Source organism: Simplicispira suum, assembly GCF_003008595.1.
Lineage (GTDB): Bacteria > Pseudomonadota > Gammaproteobacteria > Burkholderiales > Burkholderiaceae_C > Simplicispira > Simplicispira suum.
Genome location: NZ_CP027669.1, coordinates 3,215,826 through 3,238,905, shown reverse-complemented (window position 1 = coordinate 3,238,905; position 23,080 = coordinate 3,215,826). Strand labels below are relative to the sequence as shown.

Genomic DNA, 23,080 nt, shown 5'->3' with positions numbered 1-23,080 from the left:
AAAGGAAATCTAGCCTTGACAATGTCTCCGATCCTGCAAAACCTGGTTGAAATGACCGGGCACCGCGATCATTTGCGGCTTGAAGTCTCGGTGTTGTCCACGCTGCAAGAGCTGGCCGGAATCCTGGACGTGCGCGCGCTCGAGGTGTTTTCCTGCGATGGCGCGCTGCATGTGCGCCCCCGTACCTGGCTGGAGAACGGGCGCTGGTTGACCGGAGCCATGGAGGCGGTGCACGACCCCCACCGGACGCCCCTGAGCGAACTGCCGGAGTTGCAGGAGTGCATTGCCCGGCATGGCGATAGCGCGAAATCGATCCTGGGCAAAGGTCGCTACCGCCTGTGGCTGCCGGTCTGGATGCAGGACAAGGTGACGAGCTGTCTCGAAATCACCCAGTCGCGCCCGTTCTCGGCGCAAAAACTCAGCGTGATCACGGGTATTTTTCAGGTCTACCAGAATTACCAGAGTCTGCTCGACTACAGCGAGCGCGACGCACTGACCGGTCTGCTCAATCGCAAGACGTTTGACGAGCAGTTCGCCCGGCAAGCCGGCAGTGCACCGTCCGAGACGCTGCCCCGACTGCGCCCCGATGGAAGCATCGATCCACGTGCGCTCCCAACGGCAAGCACACAGCACTGGCTGGCGGTGGTCGATATCGACCACTTCAAGCTGGTCAATGACCGCTTTGGACACCTGTACGGCGACGAGGTGCTGATCTTGGTAGCCAACATCCTGCGCAATTCCTTTCGCAGCCACGACCGCATCTTCCGCTTCGGCGGCGAAGAGTTCGTCGTGCTGCTGCGCTCGACCACATTGGAGACAGCGCACCGGGTCTTCAATCGCTTTCGCACTGCAGTGGAGTCCTACCCGTTCCCCCAGGTGGGCCAGATCACGGTGAGCCTGGGCTTTGTTTCCACCGACACCGGTGCGCCCGTGGAAATCTTGGGCAAGGCCGACCAGGCGCTGTATTTCGCCAAGGAGAATGGCCGCAACCGGGTCTGCTACTACGACGATCTGATCAGCAGTGGCGACCTGACGGCCAAGATCAGCAACGACGAGGTTGAGCTATTCTGAGCGGATGACGAATCCATCCGCGCGCTGGCGTGCCTTGGGTCCGCTTCACCTGGACCTGCGCACCCGCCTGACGCTCAGCGTCATGCTGATTGCGCTGCTCAGCACGCTGGGTGTCGCGGCCGGCGCCTTTTTCTATATCAGGAACAACACGCTGGAGGTGATCGCCAGCGACCAGATGCAGCGCACGGTGGCCATTGCCGAGGCCATCGATCAAAAATTCATCAGCCGGCGCGTGTTGCTCAAGGCTTTTGCAGAATCACTTGAAGCCCAGCAACTGCGCGGCACCGCGCAGTTGCAACCCTTCCTGCTGCGCCACACCGCCCTGATGGAAGTCTTTGACAACGTCGCGGTACTCGACCGCACCGGCAACCTGGTGGCCAATTACCTTGGGCTGGAAGCACTCGGCAAGCTCAACCTCGCCGATCGACCGTATTTCATTGAAACCCTGGCCAGCGACAAAGGGGTGATTTCGCAGCCCGTTCGCAACCGCAGCCGGGGCGTGGCCCAGGTGCTGATGACCCAGCCAGTGCACGATGCGAGCGGCAACATCGTCTACGTCATCAACGGGCAGATCACACTCGAAAAACCCAACTTTCTGGGCGAGCTCGCCGGGCTGAAATTCGGTAAAACCGGCTACGTGTTCATCACCAACACCAATGGCATCGTCATCGACAGCCCGCGCAAGGGCCGCATCCTCAAGCATTTTGACGCCGAGGGCGGGCACAACGAAGCAACGACCCTCGCAGTGGCAGGCTTCGAAGGTACGACCGACGCCGTCAATCGCCTGGGCGTGCATGCGCTGTACGCTTTCAAGCAGACGCGGCAAACCAACTGGATCATCGGCACGCACTATCCCTACAACGAAGCGTTTGCAGATCTGCGCCGGGTGGAGCAACTCACCAGCATGGGTGCGCTGGCGCTGTCGCTGCTCGTGGGTGGGCTGGCCCTGCTTTTGTTGCGCCGCCAGCTCGCCCCCTTGGGCCGCCTGCATGAGCACATGCTGGCGACACAGGCTGCGGCCCGGTATGTCCCCCTTCAAGCTGAGTACCCGCCCGACGAACTGGGCGACCTGGCCCGAAGCTTCGACCTGTTGATGACCGAGCGCCAGAGTGCGCGCGAGCAATTGGAAGCCAGCGAGAACTACCTGCGCGAGGTGCTGCGCCACGCCGGCGACGCCTTTGTCGCCATCGACGGCCAGGCCCGCATCAGCGAATGGAACCACCAGGCCGAAGTGATCTTTGGCCATTCGCGCGAGCAGGCAATGGGGCAGTCATTGACCGAGTTGATGGTTCCCGCAGCGATGCGCCCTGGGTGCCAAGCGGGTATGGCGGAATTTTTGCACTCGGGCGTTGGCCCGCTGGTGGGCAAGCGCCGGGAAATCGACGCCTTGCACCGCGACGGCCACACCATCCCCGTTGAGCTGTCCATTGCCGCCATGAAAGTGGGCGACCATTTCATTGCGCACGCGTTCTTGCGCGACATCTCCGAGCGCCAAGCGGCCGAGGAGCGCATCGCTGCCAGCGGCAAGCTCCTGCAGGACATTGCCGACAACATGCCATCGCTGGTCGCCCGCCTGGACAGCTCGATGCGCTACACCTTCGTGAATGCGCATTTCCAAAAGGCGTTTCCCGGCAGAAGTTTCATCGGCAAGGCTATGCAGGAGGTGTACGACGAGGCCGAGTTTCCGATCGTCGAGCCGTGGGCACGCAAGGCACTGAGCGGGGAGCGTGTGACCTTCGAGAAGCAAGGCGCGATGCATTCAAGCTATTCGGAAACGCGCTTCGAGATTACCTACATCCCAGATTGGGATGCCGACGGACGCGTCCGGGGCTTTTTTTCGATGAGCTTTGACATCACCGAACGCAAACGGGTAGAAAACGCCATTGCGGCCAATGAGGCCAAGCTGCGAGGGATCACCGACAACCTGCCAGCACTGGTGGCGCACCTGGACGCCGATCAGCGATTCACTTTTGTCAATGGTGAAGTACGCGAATGGTGGGGGAAGGAGCCGGCAAGCCTGATTGGGCACACCATGCGCGAAGTGGTCGGTGAGATGTTCTATGCGCGCGTCCAGCCCATGCTCCAGCGTGCGTTGGCTGGCGAGCGGCTAGAGTTCGAGTCGCAAAGAACGGTCGATGGCGCCCTGCGCGATGCGCACAGCATTTTTGTACCCGAGTTCGATGCCGAGGGGGCGGTGGTGGGCGTTTTCGTCATGACCATCAACATCACCGAACTCAAAACGGCCCAACGCAAACTCGCACTGCAGGCGCGTGTCGATTCGCTGACCCAATTGGCCAACCGCGTTGCGTTCAATGAAGCGATGCCCCTGATGCTTGCGCGCTCCAAGCGCAGCGGAGACGCACTGGCGGTGATGTATCTGGATATCGACCATTTCAAGGCGATCAACGACAGCCTGGGCCACGCTGCGGGCGACGAGGTCCTGTGCGAGTTCGCGCGGCGGCTGGAGGCCAGTGTGCGCACCACCGACCTGGTGGTGCGGCTGGCGGGCGACGAATTCGTTGTGGTGCTGGAAAATCTCTCAGGGCCGGAGGTAGCCAGCGCAGTCGCGCAAAAAATTGTGGTTCAGGTGGCCCGCCCGGTGTTCAACGTGCACGACCAGCCGCTGTCCATCACGACCAGTATCGGCATCTTGTTTCATTCCCACACCTCGCCGCCGACCACCCCGGCCGAGCTGCTGGCCCGCGCCGACGGCGCCCTGTACGCAGCCAAGGCCGCCGGGCGCAATCGCTTCGAGTTCGCTGCGTAGCGCCAGCCGGGCAGCCTAAAGGCGCTCAGCCACCCACGCGGGAACCGACGCCAGCGCCGCAGGGACGCCCGCCGCATCCGTGCCGCCCGCCATCGCCATGTCCGGCTTGCCGCCGCCCTTGCCGCCAACTTGTTGTGCCACGAAGTTCACCAGCTCCCCGGCCTTGACGCGGCCCAGACTGTCCGCAGTCACGCCAGCGGCAATCTGCACTTTGCCACCATCGACAGCGGCGAGCACGATGGCGGCGGTCTTGAGCTTGTCCTTGAGCTTGTCCATGGTCTCGCGCAAGGTCTTGGCGTCGGCACCGGGCAGCACGGCCGCCAGCACCTTGAGACCCTTGACCTCCACCGCCTGGCTCACCAGGTCGTCGCCCTGGGCCGAGGCCAGACGCCCCTTGAGCGCTGCCATTTCGCGCTCCAGGCCGCGCATCTGCTCCAGCAGCGAACCAACCCGCGCCGGCACCTCGCCGGGGGCCACCTTGAGCGTGCCCGCAACGCCGCCCAGCGTACTCTCCATACCCTGCACGTAGGCCAGGGCATTGAGACCGGTGACAGCCTCAACCCGCCGCACACCCGCCGCAACACCGCCTTCTGCGGTGATGGTGAAAAAGCCGATGTCACCCGTGCGCTGCACATGGGTGCCGCCGCACAGCTCACGGCTCGTACCAATGTCGAGCACGCGCACCGTCTCGCCGTATTTCTCGCCAAAAAGCATGGTGGCGCCGGTCTTCTGTGCCGATTCAATGTCCATCACGCGCGCCTGTGTGGCCTGGTTGGCCAGAACTTCCTGGTTCACGCGCTGCTCGATCTCGCGGATCTGCGCGTCCGTCACGGGTGCGTTGTGCGTGAAGTCAAAGCGCGTTTTGTCGGCATCCACCAGGCTACCCTTTTGCTGCACATGGCCACCCAGCACTTCGCGCAGCGCCTTGTGCATCAGGTGCGTAACCGAGTGGTTGCGCATGGTGGCGGCGCGTATTTGCGCGTTCACCTGCGCCTCTACGCTATCGCCTACGTTCAAGCTACCTTCGGCGAGCGTGCCGTGGTGGCCAAAGACGTCGGCGCGAATCTTCTGCGTATCGTCCACCGCAAAGCGGGCCGAGCCGCTGGTCAGCACGCCCTGGTCGCCCACCTGGCCGCCGCTCTCGGCATAGAAAGGCGTGCTGCTGAGCACCACCACACCGTTTTGACCGGTTTTTAGGGCTGCAGCGCTTGTCCCATCTACGTAGATAGCTACGATTTTTGCAGTATCCGAAAGCTGCTCGTAGCCGGTGAACTGGTTCAGCTCGCCGGCATAGTCGAGCGCCTTGTCCATCTTGAACTTGCCGGCGGCGCGGGCCTGGGCTTTTTGCTTGTCCATGGCGGCGTGGAAACCAGCTTCGTCCACCGTGAGGCCACGCTCACGGCACACGTCGGCCGAGAGGTCGAGCGGAAAGCCGTAGGTATCGTGCAGCTTGAAGGCCACATCACCAGGCAATTGTTGTACGCCGCCCTGCAAGGCAGCATCCAGGATCTCCATGCCCGTAGCCAGCGTTTCAAAGAAGCGCTCCTCCTCGGTCTTGAGCACTTCGGTAATGCGGCTCTGCTGCTCGCGCAACTTGGGATAGGCGTCGCCCATCAAACCGGCCAGATCGGCCACCAGCTTGTGGAAGAACGGCGTCTTTTGGCCCAGTTTGTAGCCGTGGCGGATGGCGCGGCGGATGATGCGCCGCTGCACGTAGCCGCGCCCTTCGCTGCCAGGAATGACGCCATCGGCCACCAGGAAAGCGGTGGCGCGGATGTGGTCGGCAATCACCTTGAGCGAGGGGTTGGCGAGGTCGCCGCAGCCCGTCTCGCGCGCGGCGGCCTTGATCAGCGCGTCAAACAGGTCAATTTCGTAGTTGCTGTGCACATGCTGCAGGATGGCGGCCAGGCGCTCCAGACCCATGCCGGTGTCCACGCAGGGCGCGGGCAGCGGCGTGACGCTGCCGTCTTCCTTCATGTCGAACTGCATGAACACGTTGTTCCAGATTTCAATAAAGCGGTCGCCGTCTTCGCCGGGGCTGCCGGGCGGGCCGCCGGGGATGTGCTCGCCGTGGTCATAGAAGATTTCGCTGCACGGGCCACACGGGCCGGTGTCGGCCATCATCCAGAAGTTGTCGCTCTTGTAACGCCCGCCCTTGTTGTCGCCAATGCGGATCACGCGCTCGGGCGGCAGGCCGATTTCTTTGGTCCAGATGTCGTAAGCCTCGTCGTCCTCCTGGTACACGGTGGCCAGCAGGCGCTCGGGCGGCAGTTGGTAGACCTCGGTCAGCAGCTCCCAGGCCCACTTGAGCGATTCGCGTTTGAAGTAGTCGCCGAAGCTCCAGTTGCCGAGCATCTCAAAGAAGGTGTGGTGGCGCGCCGTGTAGCCAACGTTCTCCAGATCGTTGTGTTTGCCGCCAGCGCGCAGGCAGGCCTGTACCGAGGTGGCGCGCACGTACGGGCGCTTGTCGGTGCCCAGGAATACATCCTTGAACTGCACCATGCCGGAGTTGACGAACATCAGCGTCGGGTCGTTGCCGGGTACGAGCGAGCTGGACGGCACCACCGTGTGGCCCTTGGACGCAAAGAAGTCCAGAAAACTCTTTCGGATGTCGGCAACGGAAGCGGGGCGTGTCATGGGGCGGTTCTCGGCGGAATGAAACAGGGGCACCGCGCACTGCGCGCAGGCGGGGCAACCTGTGATTTTAAGGCGCTCGCGGGCTGGCGGCGGCCCATGCGCATTGCACGACGAGCAACAGCACCCGCATTCGCCATCAAGGGAAAACCCTTGTATGCATTTTGATATTTTGCTAATATATTTACGGCATACCAAGTTTCGACGCGTGCAAGCTGACGCACTTTCCCTCACCCTGTTTCCTCAGTTTCGGAGTTCTCATGAGCAATCCCCGCTGGCAAGGCATCTTCCCCGCCATCACCACCAAGTTCCACGCCGACGAGAGCATTGACGCCGAAGGCACGGCCCGGCACATTGATTTCCAGATTCGCAACGGCGTGCACGGCCTCGTCACCTGCGGTTCGCTGGGCGAGTTCAGCACGCTGACTCTGGAAGAAAAGCTCGAAGTCACGCGCATTGCCATAGAAGCAGCCAAGGGCCGGGTGCCGGTGCTGGCCAATGTGTCCGAGACCAGCACCCGCGAAGCTCTGCGCTTCATCCAGGGTGCCAATGCGCTGGGGGTTGACGGCTACATGGTCATGCCCTCGGTCATTTACGTGGCGGATGCGCGCGAAGCCATTGCCAACGTACGTGCCATGGCCGAAGCGGCCAAAAAGCCCATCATGGTTTACAACAACCCCATTGCCTACCGAGTGGACCTGAAGCCCGAGGATTTCGCCCAACTTGCCGACTGTGAATGGGTGGTCGCCATCAAGGAAAGCTGTGGCGACATTCGCCGCGTGACCGACCTGCGTCTGGCGCTGGGCGACCGCTTCCAGCTGTTCCTGGGTGTGGACGATCTGGCCTTTGAAGGTCTTGCGCTGGGCTGCGACGGCTTGCTCGCTGGCGTAGGCTGCACCTTCCCGCGCGAAACCGTGGCGTTGTACGACCTGATGAAGGCCGGCCAATACGAAGAAGCGCTCAAGCTCTACCAGTGGATGACGCCGCTGCTGCACCTGGACGTTTCGACCAAGCTGGTGCAGAACCTCAAGCTGATCGACCTGCTGGTCGGCACGGGCACCGAGCACATGCGCCTTCCCCGGATGCCGGTGATTGGCGAAGAGCGCGCGTTCATTGAGCGCGTCGTAAAGAAAGCACTGGAGACACGTCCGGCCAAGTACCAGTCCGTCGCCTGAAGCTCGGCAGGGCGATCAGCGCTTCACCAGTAAAAGCATTTCTAATGAAGGCTCTGAAAATGAATGCTGAACGAATACTGTCTGTATCCTGAAACATTCTCAACGAAAGGAATTCCGATGAAATTTGCCATTTCCAGTACTGCAGTTCTTGTCGCCCTCGCCTTCGCCGGCCCGGTCCATGCACAAAACCAGGTGATCACCATCGGCCACAGCGGCCCGCTTTCTGGCCCGAACGCCTTCGCCGGCAAGGACAACGAAAACGGCGTGCGCATGGCGGTGGAAGAACTCAATGCCAAGAAGATCAAGGTCGGCGGCAAAACCCTTGAGTTCAAACTGGACTCCGAAGACGACCAGTGCGACGCACGCGCCGGCGTCAGCGTGGCGCAGAAGTTTGTCGACGACGGCGTGAAATACGTGCTCGGCCCGTATTGCTCCGGCGTGGCCATTCCTGCGTCGCGCGTTTACAGCCAGGGCGGCACCATGGTCTCCACCGTGGGCACCAATCCCAAGGTAACCGACAACGGCTACAAGAACCTGTTCCGGATCATTGCCAGCGACACGCAGATCGGCTCGAACATGGCCATCTACGCCGCCAACGTGATGAAGGTGAAGAACGTTGCCGTCATTGACGACCGCACCGCCTTTGGACAGGGCGTTGCCGACGAATTCTCCAAAGAAGCCAAGAAGCTCGGTCTGAACATCGTTGGCCAGGAATTCACCACCGACAAGTCGACCGACTTCCTCGCCATCCTGACCAACCTCAAGGCCAAAAAGCCCGAAGCCATTTTCTTCGGCGGCTACGCACCGCAAGCCGCGCCCATGGCGCGTCAGATGAAGCAATTGGGCATCGATGCCAAGCTGCTGGGCGGCGACACCCTGTGCAGCCCGGAAGTCGGCAAGCTCGGCGGCGAGGCCGTGAACGATACCGTGTTCTGCGCCCAGGGCGGCACCATGCTGGACAAGATCGATGCCGGTGCAGCCTTCAAGGCCAAGTACAAGGAGCATTTCAAGCGCGACGCGGACGCCTACGCAGCCTCGTACTACGACCAGACCATGCTGATCGGCAACGCCATGGCCAAGGCCGACTCGGTTGACCCCAAGAAGGTGGGCGAGTACATCTACGGCAACAGCTACAAGGGCGTTGCCGGTACCTACGCGTACGATGCCAAGGGCAACCTGAAGCAGGCCCCCATTACGGTGAGCACCTTCCGCAATGCGGTGCCCGTGCCACTCGCCAGCTACTGATCGTCTCCTGCTCCCGATACGTTCGGGAGCTTGTGGCCTGCACGATCTGCAGGCCATTTTTTTGGGGTTTTCCATGCAACGCATCCAAATCATCGACTCCCACACCGGTGGCGAGCCCACCCGTCTGGTGGTGGACGGCTTCCCGGACCTGGGCACCGGCAGCATGGTCGAGCGCCGCGCTCTGTTGGCGGCCGAGCACGACCGCTGGCGAACGGCTACCGTGTTGGAGCCGCGCGGCAACGATGTGATCGTCGGCGCGCTGCTCTGCCCGCCGGTAGATGCGCGCAACGCTGCCGGCGTCGTGTTCTTCAACAACAGCGGCTACCTTGGCATGTGCGGGCACGGCACCATTGGCCTGGTCGCGTCGCTGGCCCACATGGGCCGCATCCAGCCCGGCGTGCATGGCATCGAAACCCCCGTGGGCACGGTTCAGACCACGCTGCACGAGGACGGCTCGGTCAGCGTGCGCAACGTGCCAGCCCACCGCCTGCACCACCAAATGACCTTGCAAGTGCCGGGGTATGGCCCGGTGACCGGCGACGTGGCCTGGGGCGGCAACTGGTTCTTCCTGATGACAAAGCACCAGCAGCGCGTGGAAAGCAAGAACCTGGCAGCACTCACCGCCTTTGCCCTCGCCGTGCAACAAGCGTTAGCAGACCAAGGCGTGCGTGGCAGCGACGGTGGGCTGATTGACCACATCGAACTGTTTGCCGACGACGCAGAGGCCGACAGCCGCAACTTTGTGCTCTGCCCCGGCGGCGCCTACGACCGCTCGCCCTGCGGTACCGGCACCAGCGCCAAGCTCGCCTGCCTGGCAGCCGACGGCAAACTGCAACCGGGCCAGGTGTGGCGTCAGGCCAGCATCATCGGCAGCCAATTCGAAGCCAGCTACGCCATGGAAGGCGAGCAGCTCATTCCCACGCTGCGCGGCCGCGCCTTCATGAGCGCCGAGGCCACGCTGCTGATCGAGCCGGGCGACCCGTTTGGCTGGGGCATTCAGCTCTAAAGCCCGCATGGCCATGTACGACATCATCGTCATCGGCGCCGGCATCGTCGGCGCGGCCTGCGCCCATGCCCTGGCCGATGCCGGCCAGCGCGTGCTGGTGCTCGACGCGCACCTGGGCGGCGCCACGAACGCCGGCATGGGCCACCTGGTGGTGATGGACGACAACCCGGCCGAACTGGCACTCAGCCAGGCCTCGCTCACGCAGTGGCATGCCTGGGCGCCGCGCATGGCCGCCGAAGCGCCGGATACGGCGTTCAACACTTGCGGCACGCTGTGGGTGGCCCAAGACGCCGAAGAAATGCAGGAGGCCGAGCACAAGCGCGAACGCCTCCAGGCCCATGGCATTGCGTGCGATCTGCTCAGCGCCCAACAACTCGCCACGCTGGAGCCCGTGCTGCGCCCTGGCCTGCACGGCGCGCTGCGCGTGGGCGGCGACAGCATGGTCTATGCCCCAACGCCGCCGAGTGGCTGCTGGGCCATGCCGCAAAGCCCATCCACATCGAGGCACTGCACGCCAGCCGCATCGAAGGCCGCCGCGTGCACTGCACCGACGGCAGCGTGCGCGAGGGCGGCGCCGTGCTGCTGGCGGCGGGCATCCACGCCACGCAGTTCTGCCCCGAGCTGCCCATCCGCCCCAAAAAGGGTCATCTGGCGATTACCGACCGGGGCAGTGCCGCCGTGCGCTACCAGCTCGTCGAGCTGGGTTACGTCAAGAACGCCCACCAGAGCGAAGGCACCTCGGTCGCCTTCAACCTGCAGCCGCGCCCCACGGGCCAGTGGCTGCTGGGGTCGTCGCGCCAATTCGACACGCTGGACCCGGCGGTGGACAACGCGGTGTTGGCGCGCATGCTGCGCCGGGCCATTGACTATGTGCCGTCGCTCGCCGAGCGCAACGCCATTCGCACCTGGACCGGGTTTCGCGCCGCCACACCCGATGGCCTGCCCATCATCGGCCGCCACCCCGAGCACCCGCACCTGTGGCTGGCGGTGGGGCACGAAGGCCTGGGCGTGACCACGGCGCCCGCCACAGCCAGTTTGATTGCGTCCAGCATGCTGGGCACGGCGCCCCCCATGGATCCAGCGCCCTACGCGCCCACCCGGTTTGTTCAGGAGTGCACCGCATGAGCCCCGCCATCCCCATGGTCGAAGTGCAGCTGGGCGAGGCGTGGGTGCGCGTGCCCGCAGGCAGCAGCGCGGTCGCTGTCCTCGCGCAGCAGCCACCGGGCCGCACACGCCTGTCCGTTACCGGGCAGTGGCGTGCGCCCCTGTGCGGCATGGGCGTGTGCCACGAATGCCGCGTGCTGATCGATGGCCGCGAGCGCCTGGCGTGCCAAACGATTTGCGAAGACGGCATGCACATTGCGACCAGCACCGCACAATCCGCAGGTGCCGCATGACCACGACAGCACCCGCACGCTGCGACCTGCTCATCATTGGCGCCGGACCGGCCGGCATGGCCGCTGCGCTGGCGGCTGCGGAGAGCGGCATGCGCATCGTTGTCGTGGACGACAACCCGGCGCCCGGCGGTCAGATCTGGCGCAACGGCCCCGGCGTGCAACTTCCGCCACTGGCACGCCAGCACCGCGAGGGCCTTGCGCGCCACGCCAATATCGAAGTGCTGAGCGGCACCCGCGTGGTGGGCCTGGGCGACCGCGCCAACACAGGCGACGCAGCCGCCCTGATCCTTGAGAACGCCACGCGCGGCTGGACGCAGCACGCCAGCCGCCTGATCCTCTGCACCGGCGCGCGCGAACTGCTGCTGCCCTTCCCCGGCTGGACGCTGCCCGGTGTCACCGGCGCAGGCGGCCTGCAAGCCCTCATCAAGGCCGGGCTGGACGTGCGCGGCCAGCGCATCGTTATCGCCGGCACCGGCCCGCTGCTGCTGGCCGCAGCAAGCACAGCGCGCAAGGCCGGGGCGCAGGTGCTGCGCGTGGCCGAACACACGTCCTGGGGCGCCCTCGCCGCCTTTGCCGCGCAACTGGTTCGCTGGCCCGCCAAGGCGTGGCAGGCGCCCACGCTGCTGCGCCCAAGCCTGCGCGCCAACGCCCACGTGCTCGAAGCCCTGGGCAACACCCAAGTCGAGGCGGTGCGCCTGCAGCGCGGCAGCCGCACGGAGCAGTTGGAGTGCGAGCGCATTGCCTGCGGCTTTGGCCTGGTGCCCAACACGCATCTGGGGCAAATGCTGGGCTGCACACTTGGAGAACGCCACGGCCTGCAGGTGGATGCAGGGATGCGAACCACGGTGCCCGGCATCTACGCCGCTGGCGAATGCACGGGCTTTGGCGGCAGCGAGCGCGCGCTGGTGCAAGGCGCCATGGCGGGCCACGCCGCCGCAGGCGAGGCCGACGCCGCCCAAGCCTTGCAAAACCAACTCGCACGCTGGAATGCATTTGCCGACGCGTTGCACCGGCACTTTCCGCTGCGGGCCGAGACCTTGGCCGCCCTGCCCCGGCCCGATACCTTCGTCTGCCGCTGCGAAGACGTGGCGCACGGCGTGCTGCGGCAGCGCAGCAACTGGATCGACGCCAAGCTGCACACGCGCTGCGGCATGGGCGCCTGCCAGGGCCGCATATGCGGCGCGGCCGCGCAAGTGCTGTACGGCTGGACGCCGCAGCCCGCACGGCACCTTCTCTCACCAGCACGCATCGCCACACTGGCTGACGCTGGCGGCAAACCATCCCATGAAAGTGCTACTCAGACATGACCTCCACGCCCCCCGATTCCCCGGCCATGGTGCTGATCCCCGAAACCGAACTGGGCGACATCGTCCAGCGCGCCCTGGCCCGCATGGGACTCGCAGGCGCCCACGTGCAGGCCATTGCCAAGGTGATCGTTTCCGGCCAGCGCGATGCCTGCCAGTCGCATGGGGTCTACCGCCTGATCAGTTGCTTTGACGCGGTGCGCGCGGGAAAAGTCAAGTTGGACGCTGAGCCCACCGTGAGCATCACGGGCGGCCCCATCGTCCAGGTGGATGCGCAGTTCGGTTTTTCGCCACTGGCTTTCGAGCGCGGCCTGCCCGCGCTGGTGGAAGCCACGCGCCGCCACGGCCTGGGCGCGCTGGTCATTCGCCGCTGCTTTCACTTTTCCGCTCTGTGGCCCGAGATCGAAGCCATCACCGCGCACGGCCTCGCCGCCCTCGCGCTGACGCCCAGCCATGCCTGGGTGGCGCCCGCAGGCGGCAACCAACCGCTTTTTGGCACCAACCCGATCGCTTTCGGCTGGCCGCGCCCAGGCCCCTATCCCTACGTATTTGACTTCGCCACCAGTGCCATCGCACGCGGCGATCTGGAGTTGCACCGGCGTGCCGGAAAATCTCTGCCCGAAGGCTGCGGCGTAGATGCTGCGGGTCAGCCGTCCACCGACCCGGTCGAGATCGCACGCGGCGCCATGCTTGCCTTTGGCGGGCACAAGGGCTCGGCCCTTGCGACCATGGTGGAGCTGATGGCGGGCGCCCTGATTGGCGACTGGACCAGCCAGGAATCGCTGGCGTTTGACGACGGCGCGGGCGTCACGCCTTGCCACGGCGAACTGGTGCTGGCCTTCGATCCGGCCGCATTTTCCGGTGGCGACGGCGAAGCACAAACGGCGCGCGCCGAGACCCTTCTCGACGCCATCACCGCGCAGGGCGCGCGCCTGCCATCGCAGCGGCGCTTTGCTGCCCGGGAGCGCAGCCAGGCAGAGGGCATCGCAGTACCTGCCGCTTTGTACGCGGAGATCTTGCGGCTCGTTTCCTGACAGCGGTCTCATTGGCCAGCGAGTAACCCAACCGCTGGTTTCCCCCAATACGGGCATCTTCGATCTATAGATATATTTACAACATATTTCTAAAATACCCCGATCAAAGCTCCGATCAACTTGTCTGCACTCCATGTCTGACCGCATCCTGCCCCCTGCACCCCTGCCTGCCCCGCGGGCTCCCGTGCGCTGGGCGATCGCCCTGTCCAGCGCGCTGCTGCGCTTTGAACGCGGCGTACTGACGGCCTTGATGACGCTGCTGGTACTGCTCATCCTGCTCAATGTGGTCACACGTTATTCGGGCATTCCGATCTACTGGGTCGATGAGGCAGCGGTATTCACCATGGTCTGGCTGACGTTTGTCGGCGCCTCGGTCATGACACGCCTGCGGATGGATTTTGCGGTGGGCCTGGTATCGGACCAACTGCCGCCCCGTGGCGCGAAGGCCATGAAGGTGCTTGCCACCTTCGGCGTGCTGGTGTTTGCGCTCGCGCTGGTCTGGATGTGCTGGGTCTGGATGGACCCGCGCGGCATTGCGGCCGCCGGATTCAACGCCAAGGACTACGCCGAAGCGAGCTTCAACTTTCTCTACACCGAGCACACCCAGACGCTGGAATGGCCCACCTGGGTCATTCAGCTGATCCTGCCGATCTTTTCGCTCAGCCTTACCGTGCACGCGATCGCCAACCTATTCGAAGAGCTTGAGGTTTGCCCCCGCATCGTGCACCCCGGTTTCGATGTGGTCAGCGCCGATGCGGTGAACTGATGCCCCTCTTGCCCAGCCCACCCACGCACCGCTTGCCATGATCACCAGTCTCTTCTTTCTCGCCATCCTGCTGGTGGGCGTGCCCATTGGCATCTGCCTGTGCCTGGCAGGCGTCGTCTTTATCCTCAACTCGGGCAGCACGGTACTGTTCCAGTCGTTTCCGCTGCAGATGTTCGCGGGTGTGGACAGCTACGGCCTGATCGCGATCCCGCTGTTCATCCTGATCGGCGAAATCATGAACAGCGGCGGCATCACGCGGCGGCTCGTGGACCTGGCCATGGCCTTCATTGGCTCGGTCAAAGGGGGCCTGGCCTACGTGAACATTCTGGCCAACATGATGGTGTCGTCCATCATCGGCTCGGCCACGGCCCAGGTGGCCATCATGTCGCAGGTGATGGTGCCCGAGATGGAAAAGCAAGGCTACGACAAAACCTTTGCGGCGGGCCTCACGGTCTACGGCGGCATGCTGGGCCCCATCATTCCGCCGTCGGTGATGTTTGTGGTTTACAGCGTGCTGGCCCAGGTGGCCGTGAGCGACATGCTGATCGCCGGCATCATCCCCGGCATCCTGCTCACCCTGCTGTTTTTTTTGGTGATCGCCTGCATGGGCTTCTTCTACGACTACCCGCGCAGCGAGTACCGCACCCTGCGCCAGCGCGCCCGCACCGCCCTCAGCGCCAGCCCCACCCTGCTGATCCCCATCGTCATCGTGGGATCGATTCTGGGCGGCTTCGCCAACCCCACGGAAGCTGCGGCCGTCGGCGCTGTGGCAGCGGCGCTCGTGGGGCGCTACGTCACCAAGGAATTCCACTTTGGCCACCTGCCGCGCATCCTGCTGCGCTCGGCCATGTATTCGGCCATCGTGCTGTTTCTGGTGGCCGCCGCCGCCGTGTTTTCGTGGCTGCTGATCTACGGCAAGGTGCCGCAGGCGGTAGCCGCCTGGATCCAGACCGTGGCGCACGACCCGGTCACTTTTTTGCTGCTGACCAACGTCATCCTGCTGGTGATTGGCACGGTGATTGACGGCATTCCCGGCCTGATCATGACGGTACCGATCCTGCTGCCGATCGCCACCGAGGTCTATGGCATCGATCCCCGCCACTTTGGCGTGGTAGCCGTCATCAACCTGGTGCTCGGCCTGATGTCGCCGCCCGTGGGTTTGAGCTTCTTCGTGGCGTCTGCCGTGACCGGGGCCAAGCCGGGAAAGATGTTCATCGTCACCCTGCCCTTTTTCATCATCAGCTGCGTAGCGCTGGTGGTGTTGTCCTTGTTTCCCAGCCTCTCACTCGGACTGATCAAGTAGCGCCATGCGCTGCTGTGCCTTGCCTTTCCCACTGCAACCCCTGCCCAACCCCCGGAGACATTCATGAAACCTACCCGTCGCCAGTTCATCCAGACCTCCGCTGCCGCTTTTGCCGCTGCTTCTCCCCTGGCTTTTCCATCCTTGGTGCGCGCCGATTCGGCCAAGGAATTGCGCCTCGGCCTGATCACGCCCGCCGGCCACTCGTGGAACCGCGCGGCACTGCAGTTTGGTGAAGCGCTGAAGAAGGAAACCAACGGTCGCCTGACCGTCACGGTCTTCCACTCGGGCCAGTTGGGCAACGAGGCGGCGATGATGCAGCAACTCCAATCGGGCGCGCTCGACATGGGCTGGATCCAGGCCGCCGAACTGGGCTCACGCGTCTCCAGCGTGGCGGCCATCAATGCGCCTTACCTGGTGCGCTCCACACCCGCAGTCGCCAAGCTGGTCAAGACGCCGCAGGCGCTGAAGCTCCTGGAAGTGCTGCCGCGCGAGACCGGCACCATCGGCCTGGGCTGGGGCATCACCGGCATGCGCGCCGTGTTTGCCACCAAGGATGTGACCGTGCCCACCGACTTGAAGGGCATGAAGCTGCGCATCAACCCCACACCCGTGTACCGCGACTTCTACCAGATGCTGGGCGCGGCGCCCACACCCATTCCCACGCCCCAGGTGTTCGACGCCATGAGCAATGGCCAGGTCGATGGCCTGGAAGCCGACATCGAGTTCTCCTGGAACCAGCGCTTCGACAAGGTGGCCAAATCACTGCTGCAGATGAATGCGCTGTTCATGCCCTTCGCGCCGCTGGTCTCGGGCCGCATCTGGCAAGGGCTGGACGCGAAGGACAAGGAATTGATCCGCCGCCTGGTGGCGCAATCGCTGGACGCGCAGATCAACGACATCGTCACCACCGAAGCCAGCCTGATCGAGAAGTTCAAGGCCACGTCCATTGCTTTCCACACGGCCACCGCGTTCAACCCCGATAGCCTGATTGCGGAATTCGACAAGCTCTGGCTGCCCAAGGCACCGCAGATTGCGGAGCTGCGCAAGGCGGGCGCCTCGCTGTAAGCGCAGTGCTGCGGCGCGGGTGCGTACCATAGTGACTTACGCACCCCGCCCCGCCTGCTTGTTTGCCCATGACTTCGTCCAACCCTCTTCCCATTCCAGACGCTCAACCCAAACGGCGCGCGGCCGACGTTGCGTACGACGCGATTGAAAGCATGCTCTCCACATTGGAGATCGCACCTGGGAGCCCGGTGGTGGAGGCCGACATTGCCGCCCGCACAAAGCTTGGCCGCACACCTGTGCGCGAAGCCTTGCTGCGCATGGTGACCAGCGGCCTGATCGTGCAGCAGCCGCGCCGCGGACTGCTGGTCTCCAACATCGACCTGGCCGAGCACCTCGACGTGATCCAGACGCGCCGCGCCCTGGAAGGGCTGATTGCCGCGTGCTCGGCGCGCCGCGCCACGGCCTTGCAACGCAAGGACATCGTGCGCTGCGCCGAACGCATGCTGGAGACGGCTGAGCGTGGCGACCTGGACGATTACATGCGCGCCGACCATGCGCTCGACGTCGTCAACCACCAGGCCAGCCACAACCGCTCGGCCGTGCAGTGCGTGGTGCCACTCATCGTCCAGTGCCGGCGCTTCTGGTATGCCTACCAGCACGAGGGCGATGTGCGTGAAGGCGCACGCGCCCACATGCATCTGGCGCAAGGCATTGCCACCGGCAACGAAGCCCACGCCGTGGCGGGGGCCAACCAATTGATGGATTACCTTGAACTCTTTGCGCGGCGCATCATTAACCAGTAGTGCCGTGATTCGTGCTTCGCGGGCGGTATTGTTGCAACACTTTTGATAGCTGCTGGCGCTTTACCAGCAAGCGCTAGAGGCCTAAAACACTGAAATTTTTGCGTTTGGACCGCTCGCGTTACTGCAAACGCCCACTTTCCCCTTTTTCTTTTGTCCTGCCTGAACCTGCCATGACCCAGAACACCTCCCCCCTCGCCACCCTCAAAGACCCGACCCTCCTCAAGACCGACGCCCTCATCAACGGCGAGTGGCTCGCCGGCGCCAGCCGCTTCGCCGTCCATGACCCCGCCACCGGCGCCAAGCTCGTGGACGTCGCCAACCTGGGCCCCCAGGATGCCCAGGCCGCCATAGCCGCCGCCAACGCCGCCTGGCCGGCTTGGCGCAGCAAAACCGCCAAGGAGCGCAGCAGCATCCTGCGCCAATGGTTTGACCTGCTCATGGCCAATCAGGACGACCTCGGCCGCATCATGACCGCCGAGCAGGGCAAACCGCTGCCCGAGGCCAAAGGCGAAGTCGCCTATGGCGCCAGCTTTGTCGAGTGGTTTGCCGAAGAAGCCAAGCGCGTCAATGGCGAAACCCTGCCGCAGTTCGACAACAACAAGCGCCTGCTGGTCTTGAAGCAGCCCATTGGCGTCTGCGCCGCCATCACGCCCTGGAACTTCCCGCTCGCCATGATCACCCGCAAGGTCGCGCCCGCCCTGGCCGCGGGCTGCACCGTGGTCATCAAACCTGCAGAACTCACCCCGCTCTCGGCGCTCGCCGCCGCCGAACTGGCCCAGCGCGCCGGCATTCCCGCAGGCGTGCTCAACATGCTCTGCGCCGACGCCGACAACTCCATTGCCATTGGCAAGGTGCTCTGCGAGAGCCCCATCGTGCGCCACCTCAGCTTTACCGGCTCCACCGAAGTCGGCCGCATCCTGATGGCGCAGAGTGCGCCCACAGTGAAGAAAATGTCGCTGGAACTGGGCGGCAACGCCCCGTTCATCGTCTTTGACGATGCGGATATCGACAGCGCCGTCGAAGGCGCCTTTGCCAGCAAGTACCGCAACGCCGGCCAGACCTGCGTCTGCTCCAACCGCTTCTACGTGCAAAGCGGGGTCTACGACGCATTCGTCAAGAAGTTCGCCGCCAAGGTGGCCACGGCCAAAGTGGGCAATGGCTTTGAGGACGGTGTGAACCAGGGCCCGCTGATCGAAGAAGCCGCATTAGTCAAGGTGCAGCGCCATGTAGACGACGCCCTTGCCAAGGGCGGCAAGGTGCTCACGGGCGGCAAGCGCCTCAAGACGCTGGGCTCAGGCCAGTTCTTCGAGCCCACCGTCATCTCCAATGCCAGCGCCGACATGCTCTGCGCCACCGAAGAGACCTTTGGCCCCTTCGCCCCGGTGTTCAAGTTCGAGACCGAGCAAGAAGCCATTGACGCGGCCAACAACACCGAGTTTGGCTTGGCCAGCTACTTCTACAGCCGCGACGTGGGGCGCATCTTCCGCGTGGGCGAGGCGCTGGAGTACGGCATGGTGGGCATCAATGTCGGGATTCTGGCCACCGAGCATGTGCCTTTTGGCGGCGTCAAGCAGTCGGGCCTGGGGCGCGAGGGTTCCCACCACGGCATGGACGACTATGTGGAGATCAAGTACCTGTGCCTGGGGGATATCCAGCAGTAGGGCCAGCGGGCGGCTATCGGGCAGGAAACTACTGTTTTGATAGCTGCTTGCGCTTGGTGGGTAAGCGCTGGAGGCTCATTTCTCTTGAAATTTGATCAGATATTCGTGGCATAGGGCAGGCGCGTGCCGCGCCCTATAATCCACGCCTTCGCGGGTGTAGTTCAATGGTAGAACGGCATCCTATAGGTAAAAGGCACTTTTTGATATTTTCCTACGCCAAAACCTACGCCTTAAACCCCAACAATTGTCGAGGCCCCCTGCGTCGGACCGCCTTTGCGCCATGCCTCCATCGCGAAGCGGTTGAGCAGCAGGCTGTAATCGTCACCCCGTTGCCTGGCAAGCATCAGCAACCGGGCCAGGATGGACGCCAGGAGATTCGCGCTCATTGAGTGATCGCCTCCAGGTAAGGTTGCATGACCCGTTCGACGCGATTGATCTTGGCGAAGTGGCTCAGCTCGTCCATGGAGGCCAACGGGACCATCACGCTGAACACTTTGGCACGTCTGGCTCACGGGCTGGACTGCGAAGTTCACTACACGTTCGTACCTCGAACGAGCCTAATGGAGCAAGTGCTCCGGCGGACCCATGAGGTCGCCGGGATTCCCATGCTCCCAACGCTCAAGGTCACCGAGGTTTTGGCCGATGCACAAACACTGGCAGCCTTATCGACCGCACTCGCCCAAGTGAATAAGCGAGGCCTGTGGTGATTTGTAGCTAAGCTCGCACTCTATGCTCTAACCATACGGCAGCGATGGAAGAGCGGCCACGTAAGTTAATGCGTTTTTGAGCGGTCCTATCGGCCAAAAATTATGTAGCCGCTGTCATTTAGTCATGAGTAAGCTCTCGCCTCGACCTGGTCGGCGACATGCCCCTTGCCAGTTTTCTTTGTCGCTAATGACATGGCCATTTTGCATCGTTTAGTGCGAGTACACAAGTAATTAGGGTCAATCGCCGCTTAGGAATGCGTGATAGGAATTACACAGGTTCGTAGTGCCCGATGCTATTCACGAGAAAGCCCCACTAGCGTCGCAGGCTGAAAGGAAGGGCGCCTTCAGGAAGTTGCATTCACCATACGGTCTCCTGCTAGCACTTCTGCGGATCTCTGACAACAACTCCTGTGGATCTCTGCTCATTTCTCTCCACTCCCCTAACACCTGCTCCAGCCAGTATTTACCATCGTTTTCACCGCATACCTTGGCTTTGTAGCGCTCATCAATTCCATAAACATCACGCCAAGTGTCAATCTGCTCTTGCAGCACAGCTGGACCAAATTGAAGAGACACGTGCTTGGGTTCCAGGGATGCAAGATTCGAAGCGTCCAGATTGAACGAGATCTTTATTTGGTAAGGCACATTCGAATAAGGGTAGAAGGCTCTCCGGCGTACCTGAGTCCCTGCCGGGTCTTTCACCGGATGAGCAATGTCTTTGCTTGTCTTGTAGCTACTGTTGCAGTGATGGCAGGCTGGTGCAAGGTTTTTGAAGTTGATGGAGTTGAATGGATACAGCGCTTTCGGCAGATAGTGGTCGTAAGCCTCGCGCTTACTGTTGTACTCGCCTAGAAGGTCGTTGACACCGCAGAACGGGCATTTGCCACTCTTATTAATAGAGGTAAAAGTCTTGTAATGGTCATCGACATCACCGATGAATTTTTTTAGAACAGCCACTCCCACCTGCGAATACAGCCCTTTGAAAAAAGAGGCTAGTTGGTCACAGAGTTCTTTAAATTCTGCAGGGAAGTCTACATACCGCTTTGTGGGCACGGTAGCATCGTTCGCACAGACACGCTCGATATCATTGTTAGCTCTGTACCAGAGTCGGAGCTGCTCGATCTGGCAAGGGTTTAACTGCGCGAAGAGCCCGTAAATCCGTTCCACATGTCCCGCAAAGAACTGCGCTCCTTTGCTGTCATCGTAGTGAAACGCTAACATCACCTCAAAAAGATCAGGATTGGAAGCGAACAGCTCCAGGCAATATGCTCCTTTTGAAGGCGCTTGGCACCAAACCGCATAGAAGATGAAGTCCACAAACGACTGCATTTTTTCCATCTTGTGCGGAACATAGATATAAGGAAACAGCATGGCCCTTATGCATCCTTCCGTGAATTTTCGAGCTTGTCTTGTATCGCCTTTATCAAGAGTATCTTTTCAACGGAGTCCCCCAGCTCGGCTCCAATCTCATCGACCAGAGCCGACAAGTCCTCCTGACCAGCGTCAAAGCGCTCCTTGAAGCCGTCGAGCAGCGCTTCAGCAATGCCACCAACGGTCTCGCGCTTACCAAAGGTGTTCATGGTTATCTTGTTGATCGAAGCACCCAGCGTGTTGTACTCGGGGTGCTCAATGGTCACATTGCCGCTGCCCTTGTCTTTCTCAAAAACCAGCACTTTGTTAGGCTTGCTGTCCGAAATGAGGAACGGTGAGTGGGTCGTAATCAGCATTTCCTGTCCAACGAACTCCCGGCCCACCTTCAAACCCTGGCGCAAGCGACTAATAAAGTTGGCACGCCAGTCCGGGTTGAAGTGTGTTTCCGGCTCATCGAGCAGAAACAAGCTGTTGGTATCCCGGAACAGCAGGCAAAGGCCCAGGCTGTGCAGCAACTGATGCTCGCCGTCTGACAGGCTCTTGAGCATCAGCGGCTCCTCCACGCCCGTCTTGGCAAAGCGGACGAGCTTGAAGCGCATCACCCGCTCGTCCGACGCCAGCTTTGGCACCGTTTCGCTCACGTAGTGGCTGTCTGACCGGTAGAGGTCCGATTTCAGCTGGTCGCTTACCGTGTACAGGTTCAAAGTGAGCAATACCTGGAACGCCTGAAACAGCGTACGCGAGTCAGAAAAGCTCTCGCGAAAAGCCTGCAGGGTCGCCGAGTTCACCCAGTAGTCCAGGGTCAGCGTGTCGGAGGCCTCGTCGTAGAACTCCAGCGTGGCACAGCGCCGCAACGCGTCCAATGGGTGCTGCGACATGCGGCGCTTCTTGGGGTTCTGCTCTTCCAGCAGGCGAAGCACATCCAACTGATACAGCCCCGTCTTGTCGTCTATAGATACGGCAGTTCGGTTCATCGAGAACGCCTCATCAGACGAAGCGGTGGAGCGCTCGATGGGGCGGATGAATGGCCTGGCTTGCGCCTCGTTCAGCAACACGTAGCGCCTGAGCACGATGCGGAAGTCCGTCAGTGCCTCAATGCCAATGTCGCGCGTGAAGAGCTCTTCCCTGCCATTCCCGGCGAACAGCAAATTGCACAGCAGAATCGCTTGGCTGAAGCTGCTGTCCAGGTAGGTCAGGCGTGTCTCTGGCCGCCCCGGGTACGGCAGCCCTTCCCTCAGGCTCGTCCAGTACTCGTCGAACTGTATGAATCGCATCTTGAAGAACGGCAGGCTCAAGATTTCGTTCTCACCCGACGAATAACCCACCACGAAATCTGGCAGCAGAAAGTCGCGATGCTGTTCGCCACAAAGGCCGTCTTCTCCCAAGCCGTCGGCCAAGTGACTGAACTCCTGGGCGTTGGTCCAGTACATGCGAGGCGACTCGTCCTTGAGCTTTTCTACTCGGATGGTTGCCAGCCGACCCAATGCAGCCAGCGAAAAGGTTGACGGATAGATCTGGTACTCCAGCTCAAAGGCATTTGGAAACCCTGCCCCCTCCTTGATGCCTTGCGGGTTGTCGACTGCGTCGTACTGAAAAACCTCTGGCAGAAAGCTGCGTCGCACCCGCAGCAACTCCAACTGGTAGAAGATCGCCGCCAACGCCTCCAACAGGTTCGACTTGCCACTGCCGTTGCGTCCCGCACAAACGAAGGGGGCGAACTCATCCCCTTCGTCCTCCAAGGTGATCTCGGTTCGGAAGCAATGCTCAAAACCGGCCGGCAAGCTGCGGAAGCCGTCCGGGTCCGTGATCTTCAGGCGTAGCAGTTTCATCG

18 protein-coding genes and 1 pseudogene are annotated in these 23,080 nt (G+C 62.4%); 15 read left to right on the top strand and 4 right to left on the bottom strand.

Features of this window, described 5'->3' with window-relative positions; all coding sequences use genetic code 11:
• Nucleotides 1-21: 21 nt before the first annotated feature.
• Together C6571_RS15000 and C6571_RS14995 are read left to right on the top strand one after the other, a co-directional pair.
• The gene (locus C6571_RS15000) at nt 22-1,071 is read left to right on the top strand and encodes a GGDEF domain-containing protein (RefSeq protein WP_106447397.1); all 1,050 of its coding nucleotides are present in this window, start codon (nt 22-24) and stop codon (nt 1,069-1,071) included.
• A gap of 4 nt (nt 1,072-1,075) precedes the next feature.
• The gene (locus C6571_RS14995) at nt 1,076-3,838 is read left to right on the top strand and encodes a sensor domain-containing diguanylate cyclase (protein WP_106447396.1); all 2,763 of its coding nucleotides are present in this window, start codon (nt 1,076-1,078) and stop codon (nt 3,836-3,838) included.
• 15 nt (nt 3,839-3,853) lie between these two features.
• On the opposite strand, the gene alaS is transcribed toward C6571_RS14995, so the two are convergent.
• Nucleotides 3,854-6,475, bottom strand: coding sequence for an alanine--tRNA ligase (gene alaS / locus C6571_RS14990; RefSeq protein WP_106447395.1), 2,622 nt, complete (start codon nt 6,473-6,475; stop codon nt 3,854-3,856).
• 257 nt (nt 6,476-6,732) lie between these two features.
• Between alaS and C6571_RS14985 the strand changes: the two genes are divergently transcribed.
• The 12 genes and pseudogenes from C6571_RS14985 (at nt 6,733) to C6571_RS14930 (ending at nt 19,171) form a co-directional block, all read left to right on the top strand.
• Nucleotides 6,733-7,647 (top strand): dihydrodipicolinate synthase family protein, encoded by a 915-nt coding sequence (locus C6571_RS14985; protein ID WP_106447394.1) that lies wholly within the window; start codon nt 6,733-6,735, stop codon nt 7,645-7,647.
• Between the two features lie 117 nt (nt 7,648-7,764).
• Nucleotides 7,765-8,892 (top strand): branched-chain amino acid ABC transporter substrate-binding protein, encoded by a 1,128-nt coding sequence (locus C6571_RS14980; RefSeq protein WP_106447393.1) that lies wholly within the window; start codon nt 7,765-7,767, stop codon nt 8,890-8,892.
• Between the two features lie 73 nt (nt 8,893-8,965).
• Nucleotides 8,966-9,898: a 4-hydroxyproline epimerase gene (locus C6571_RS14975; RefSeq protein WP_106447392.1), complete on the top strand. Its 933-nt coding sequence runs from the start codon at nt 8,966-8,968 to the stop codon at nt 9,896-9,898.
• Nucleotides 9,899-9,905: 7 nt separating this feature from the next.
• A pseudogene (locus C6571_RS14970) lies at nt 9,906-11,023 on the top strand (NAD(P)/FAD-dependent oxidoreductase).
• Nucleotides 11,020-11,295 carry a 2Fe-2S iron-sulfur cluster-binding protein gene (locus tag C6571_RS14965; protein ID WP_211300652.1) on the top strand — a complete coding sequence of 92 codons (276 nt, stop codon included), beginning with the start codon at nt 11,020-11,022 and terminating at the stop codon, nt 11,293-11,295. Before C6571_RS14970 ends, C6571_RS14965 begins: the two are co-directional and overlap by 4 nt.
• Complete coding sequence (locus tag C6571_RS14960) at nt 11,292-12,602, top strand: FAD-dependent oxidoreductase (RefSeq protein ID WP_106447391.1); 1,311 nt, start codon at nt 11,292-11,294, stop codon at nt 12,600-12,602. Before C6571_RS14965 ends, C6571_RS14960 begins: the two co-directional genes overlap by 4 nt.
• Nucleotides 12,599-13,633: an Ldh family oxidoreductase gene (locus C6571_RS14955; protein ID WP_106447390.1), complete on the top strand. Its 1,035-nt coding sequence runs from the start codon at nt 12,599-12,601 to the stop codon at nt 13,631-13,633. The genes C6571_RS14960 and C6571_RS14955 overlap by 4 nt, the downstream gene beginning before the upstream one ends.
• 133 nt (nt 13,634-13,766) lie before the next feature.
• A complete protein-coding gene (locus tag C6571_RS14950) occupies nt 13,767-14,399 on the top strand; it encodes a TRAP transporter small permease (RefSeq protein WP_106447389.1) in 633 nt (210 codons plus the stop codon).
• 37 nt (nt 14,400-14,436) lie between these two features.
• Nucleotides 14,437-15,702 (top strand): TRAP transporter large permease, encoded by a 1,266-nt coding sequence (locus C6571_RS14945; protein WP_106447388.1) that lies wholly within the window; start codon nt 14,437-14,439, stop codon nt 15,700-15,702.
• Nucleotides 15,703-15,765: 63 nt separating this feature from the next.
• Nucleotides 15,766-16,767, top strand: coding sequence for a TRAP transporter substrate-binding protein (locus C6571_RS14940; protein WP_106447387.1), 1,002 nt, complete (start codon nt 15,766-15,768; stop codon nt 16,765-16,767).
• Nucleotides 16,768-16,835: 68 nt separating this feature from the next.
• On the top strand, nt 16,836-17,510 hold the full coding sequence (locus C6571_RS14935) for a GntR family transcriptional regulator (RefSeq protein WP_106447386.1): 675 nt from the start codon (nt 16,836-16,838) through the stop codon (nt 17,508-17,510).
• Nucleotides 17,511-17,680: 170 nt separating this feature from the next.
• Nucleotides 17,681-19,171 carry an NAD-dependent succinate-semialdehyde dehydrogenase gene (locus C6571_RS14930; RefSeq protein WP_106447385.1) on the top strand — a complete coding sequence of 497 codons (1,491 nt, stop codon included), beginning with the start codon at nt 17,681-17,683 and terminating at the stop codon, nt 19,169-19,171.
• Between the two features lie 230 nt (nt 19,172-19,401).
• Here C6571_RS14930 and C6571_RS19540 read toward each other — a convergent pair whose 3' ends face one another.
• Nucleotides 19,402-19,557, bottom strand: coding sequence for a hypothetical protein (locus tag C6571_RS19540; RefSeq protein WP_245901302.1), 156 nt, complete (start codon nt 19,555-19,557; stop codon nt 19,402-19,404).
• Nucleotides 19,558-19,584: 27 nt separating this feature from the next.
• On the opposite strand from C6571_RS19540, the gene C6571_RS14925 reads away from it, so the two are divergent.
• The gene (locus C6571_RS14925) at nt 19,585-19,878 is read left to right on the top strand and encodes a helix-turn-helix domain-containing protein (protein WP_211300651.1); all 294 of its coding nucleotides are present in this window, start codon (nt 19,585-19,587) and stop codon (nt 19,876-19,878) included.
• 297 nt (nt 19,879-20,175) lie between these two features.
• Here C6571_RS14925 and C6571_RS14920 read toward each other — a convergent pair whose 3' ends face one another.
• Together C6571_RS14920 and C6571_RS14915 are read right to left on the bottom strand one after the other, a co-directional pair.
• On the bottom strand, nt 20,176-21,249 hold the full coding sequence (locus tag C6571_RS14920; RefSeq protein ID WP_106447384.1) for an HNH endonuclease: 1,074 nt from the start codon (nt 21,247-21,249) through the stop codon (nt 20,176-20,178).
• 5 nt (nt 21,250-21,254) lie between these two features.
• Complete coding sequence (locus C6571_RS14915) at nt 21,255-23,078, bottom strand: restriction system-associated AAA family ATPase (protein WP_106447383.1); 1,824 nt, start codon at nt 23,076-23,078, stop codon at nt 21,255-21,257.
• Nucleotides 23,079-23,080 lie beyond the last annotated feature (2 nt).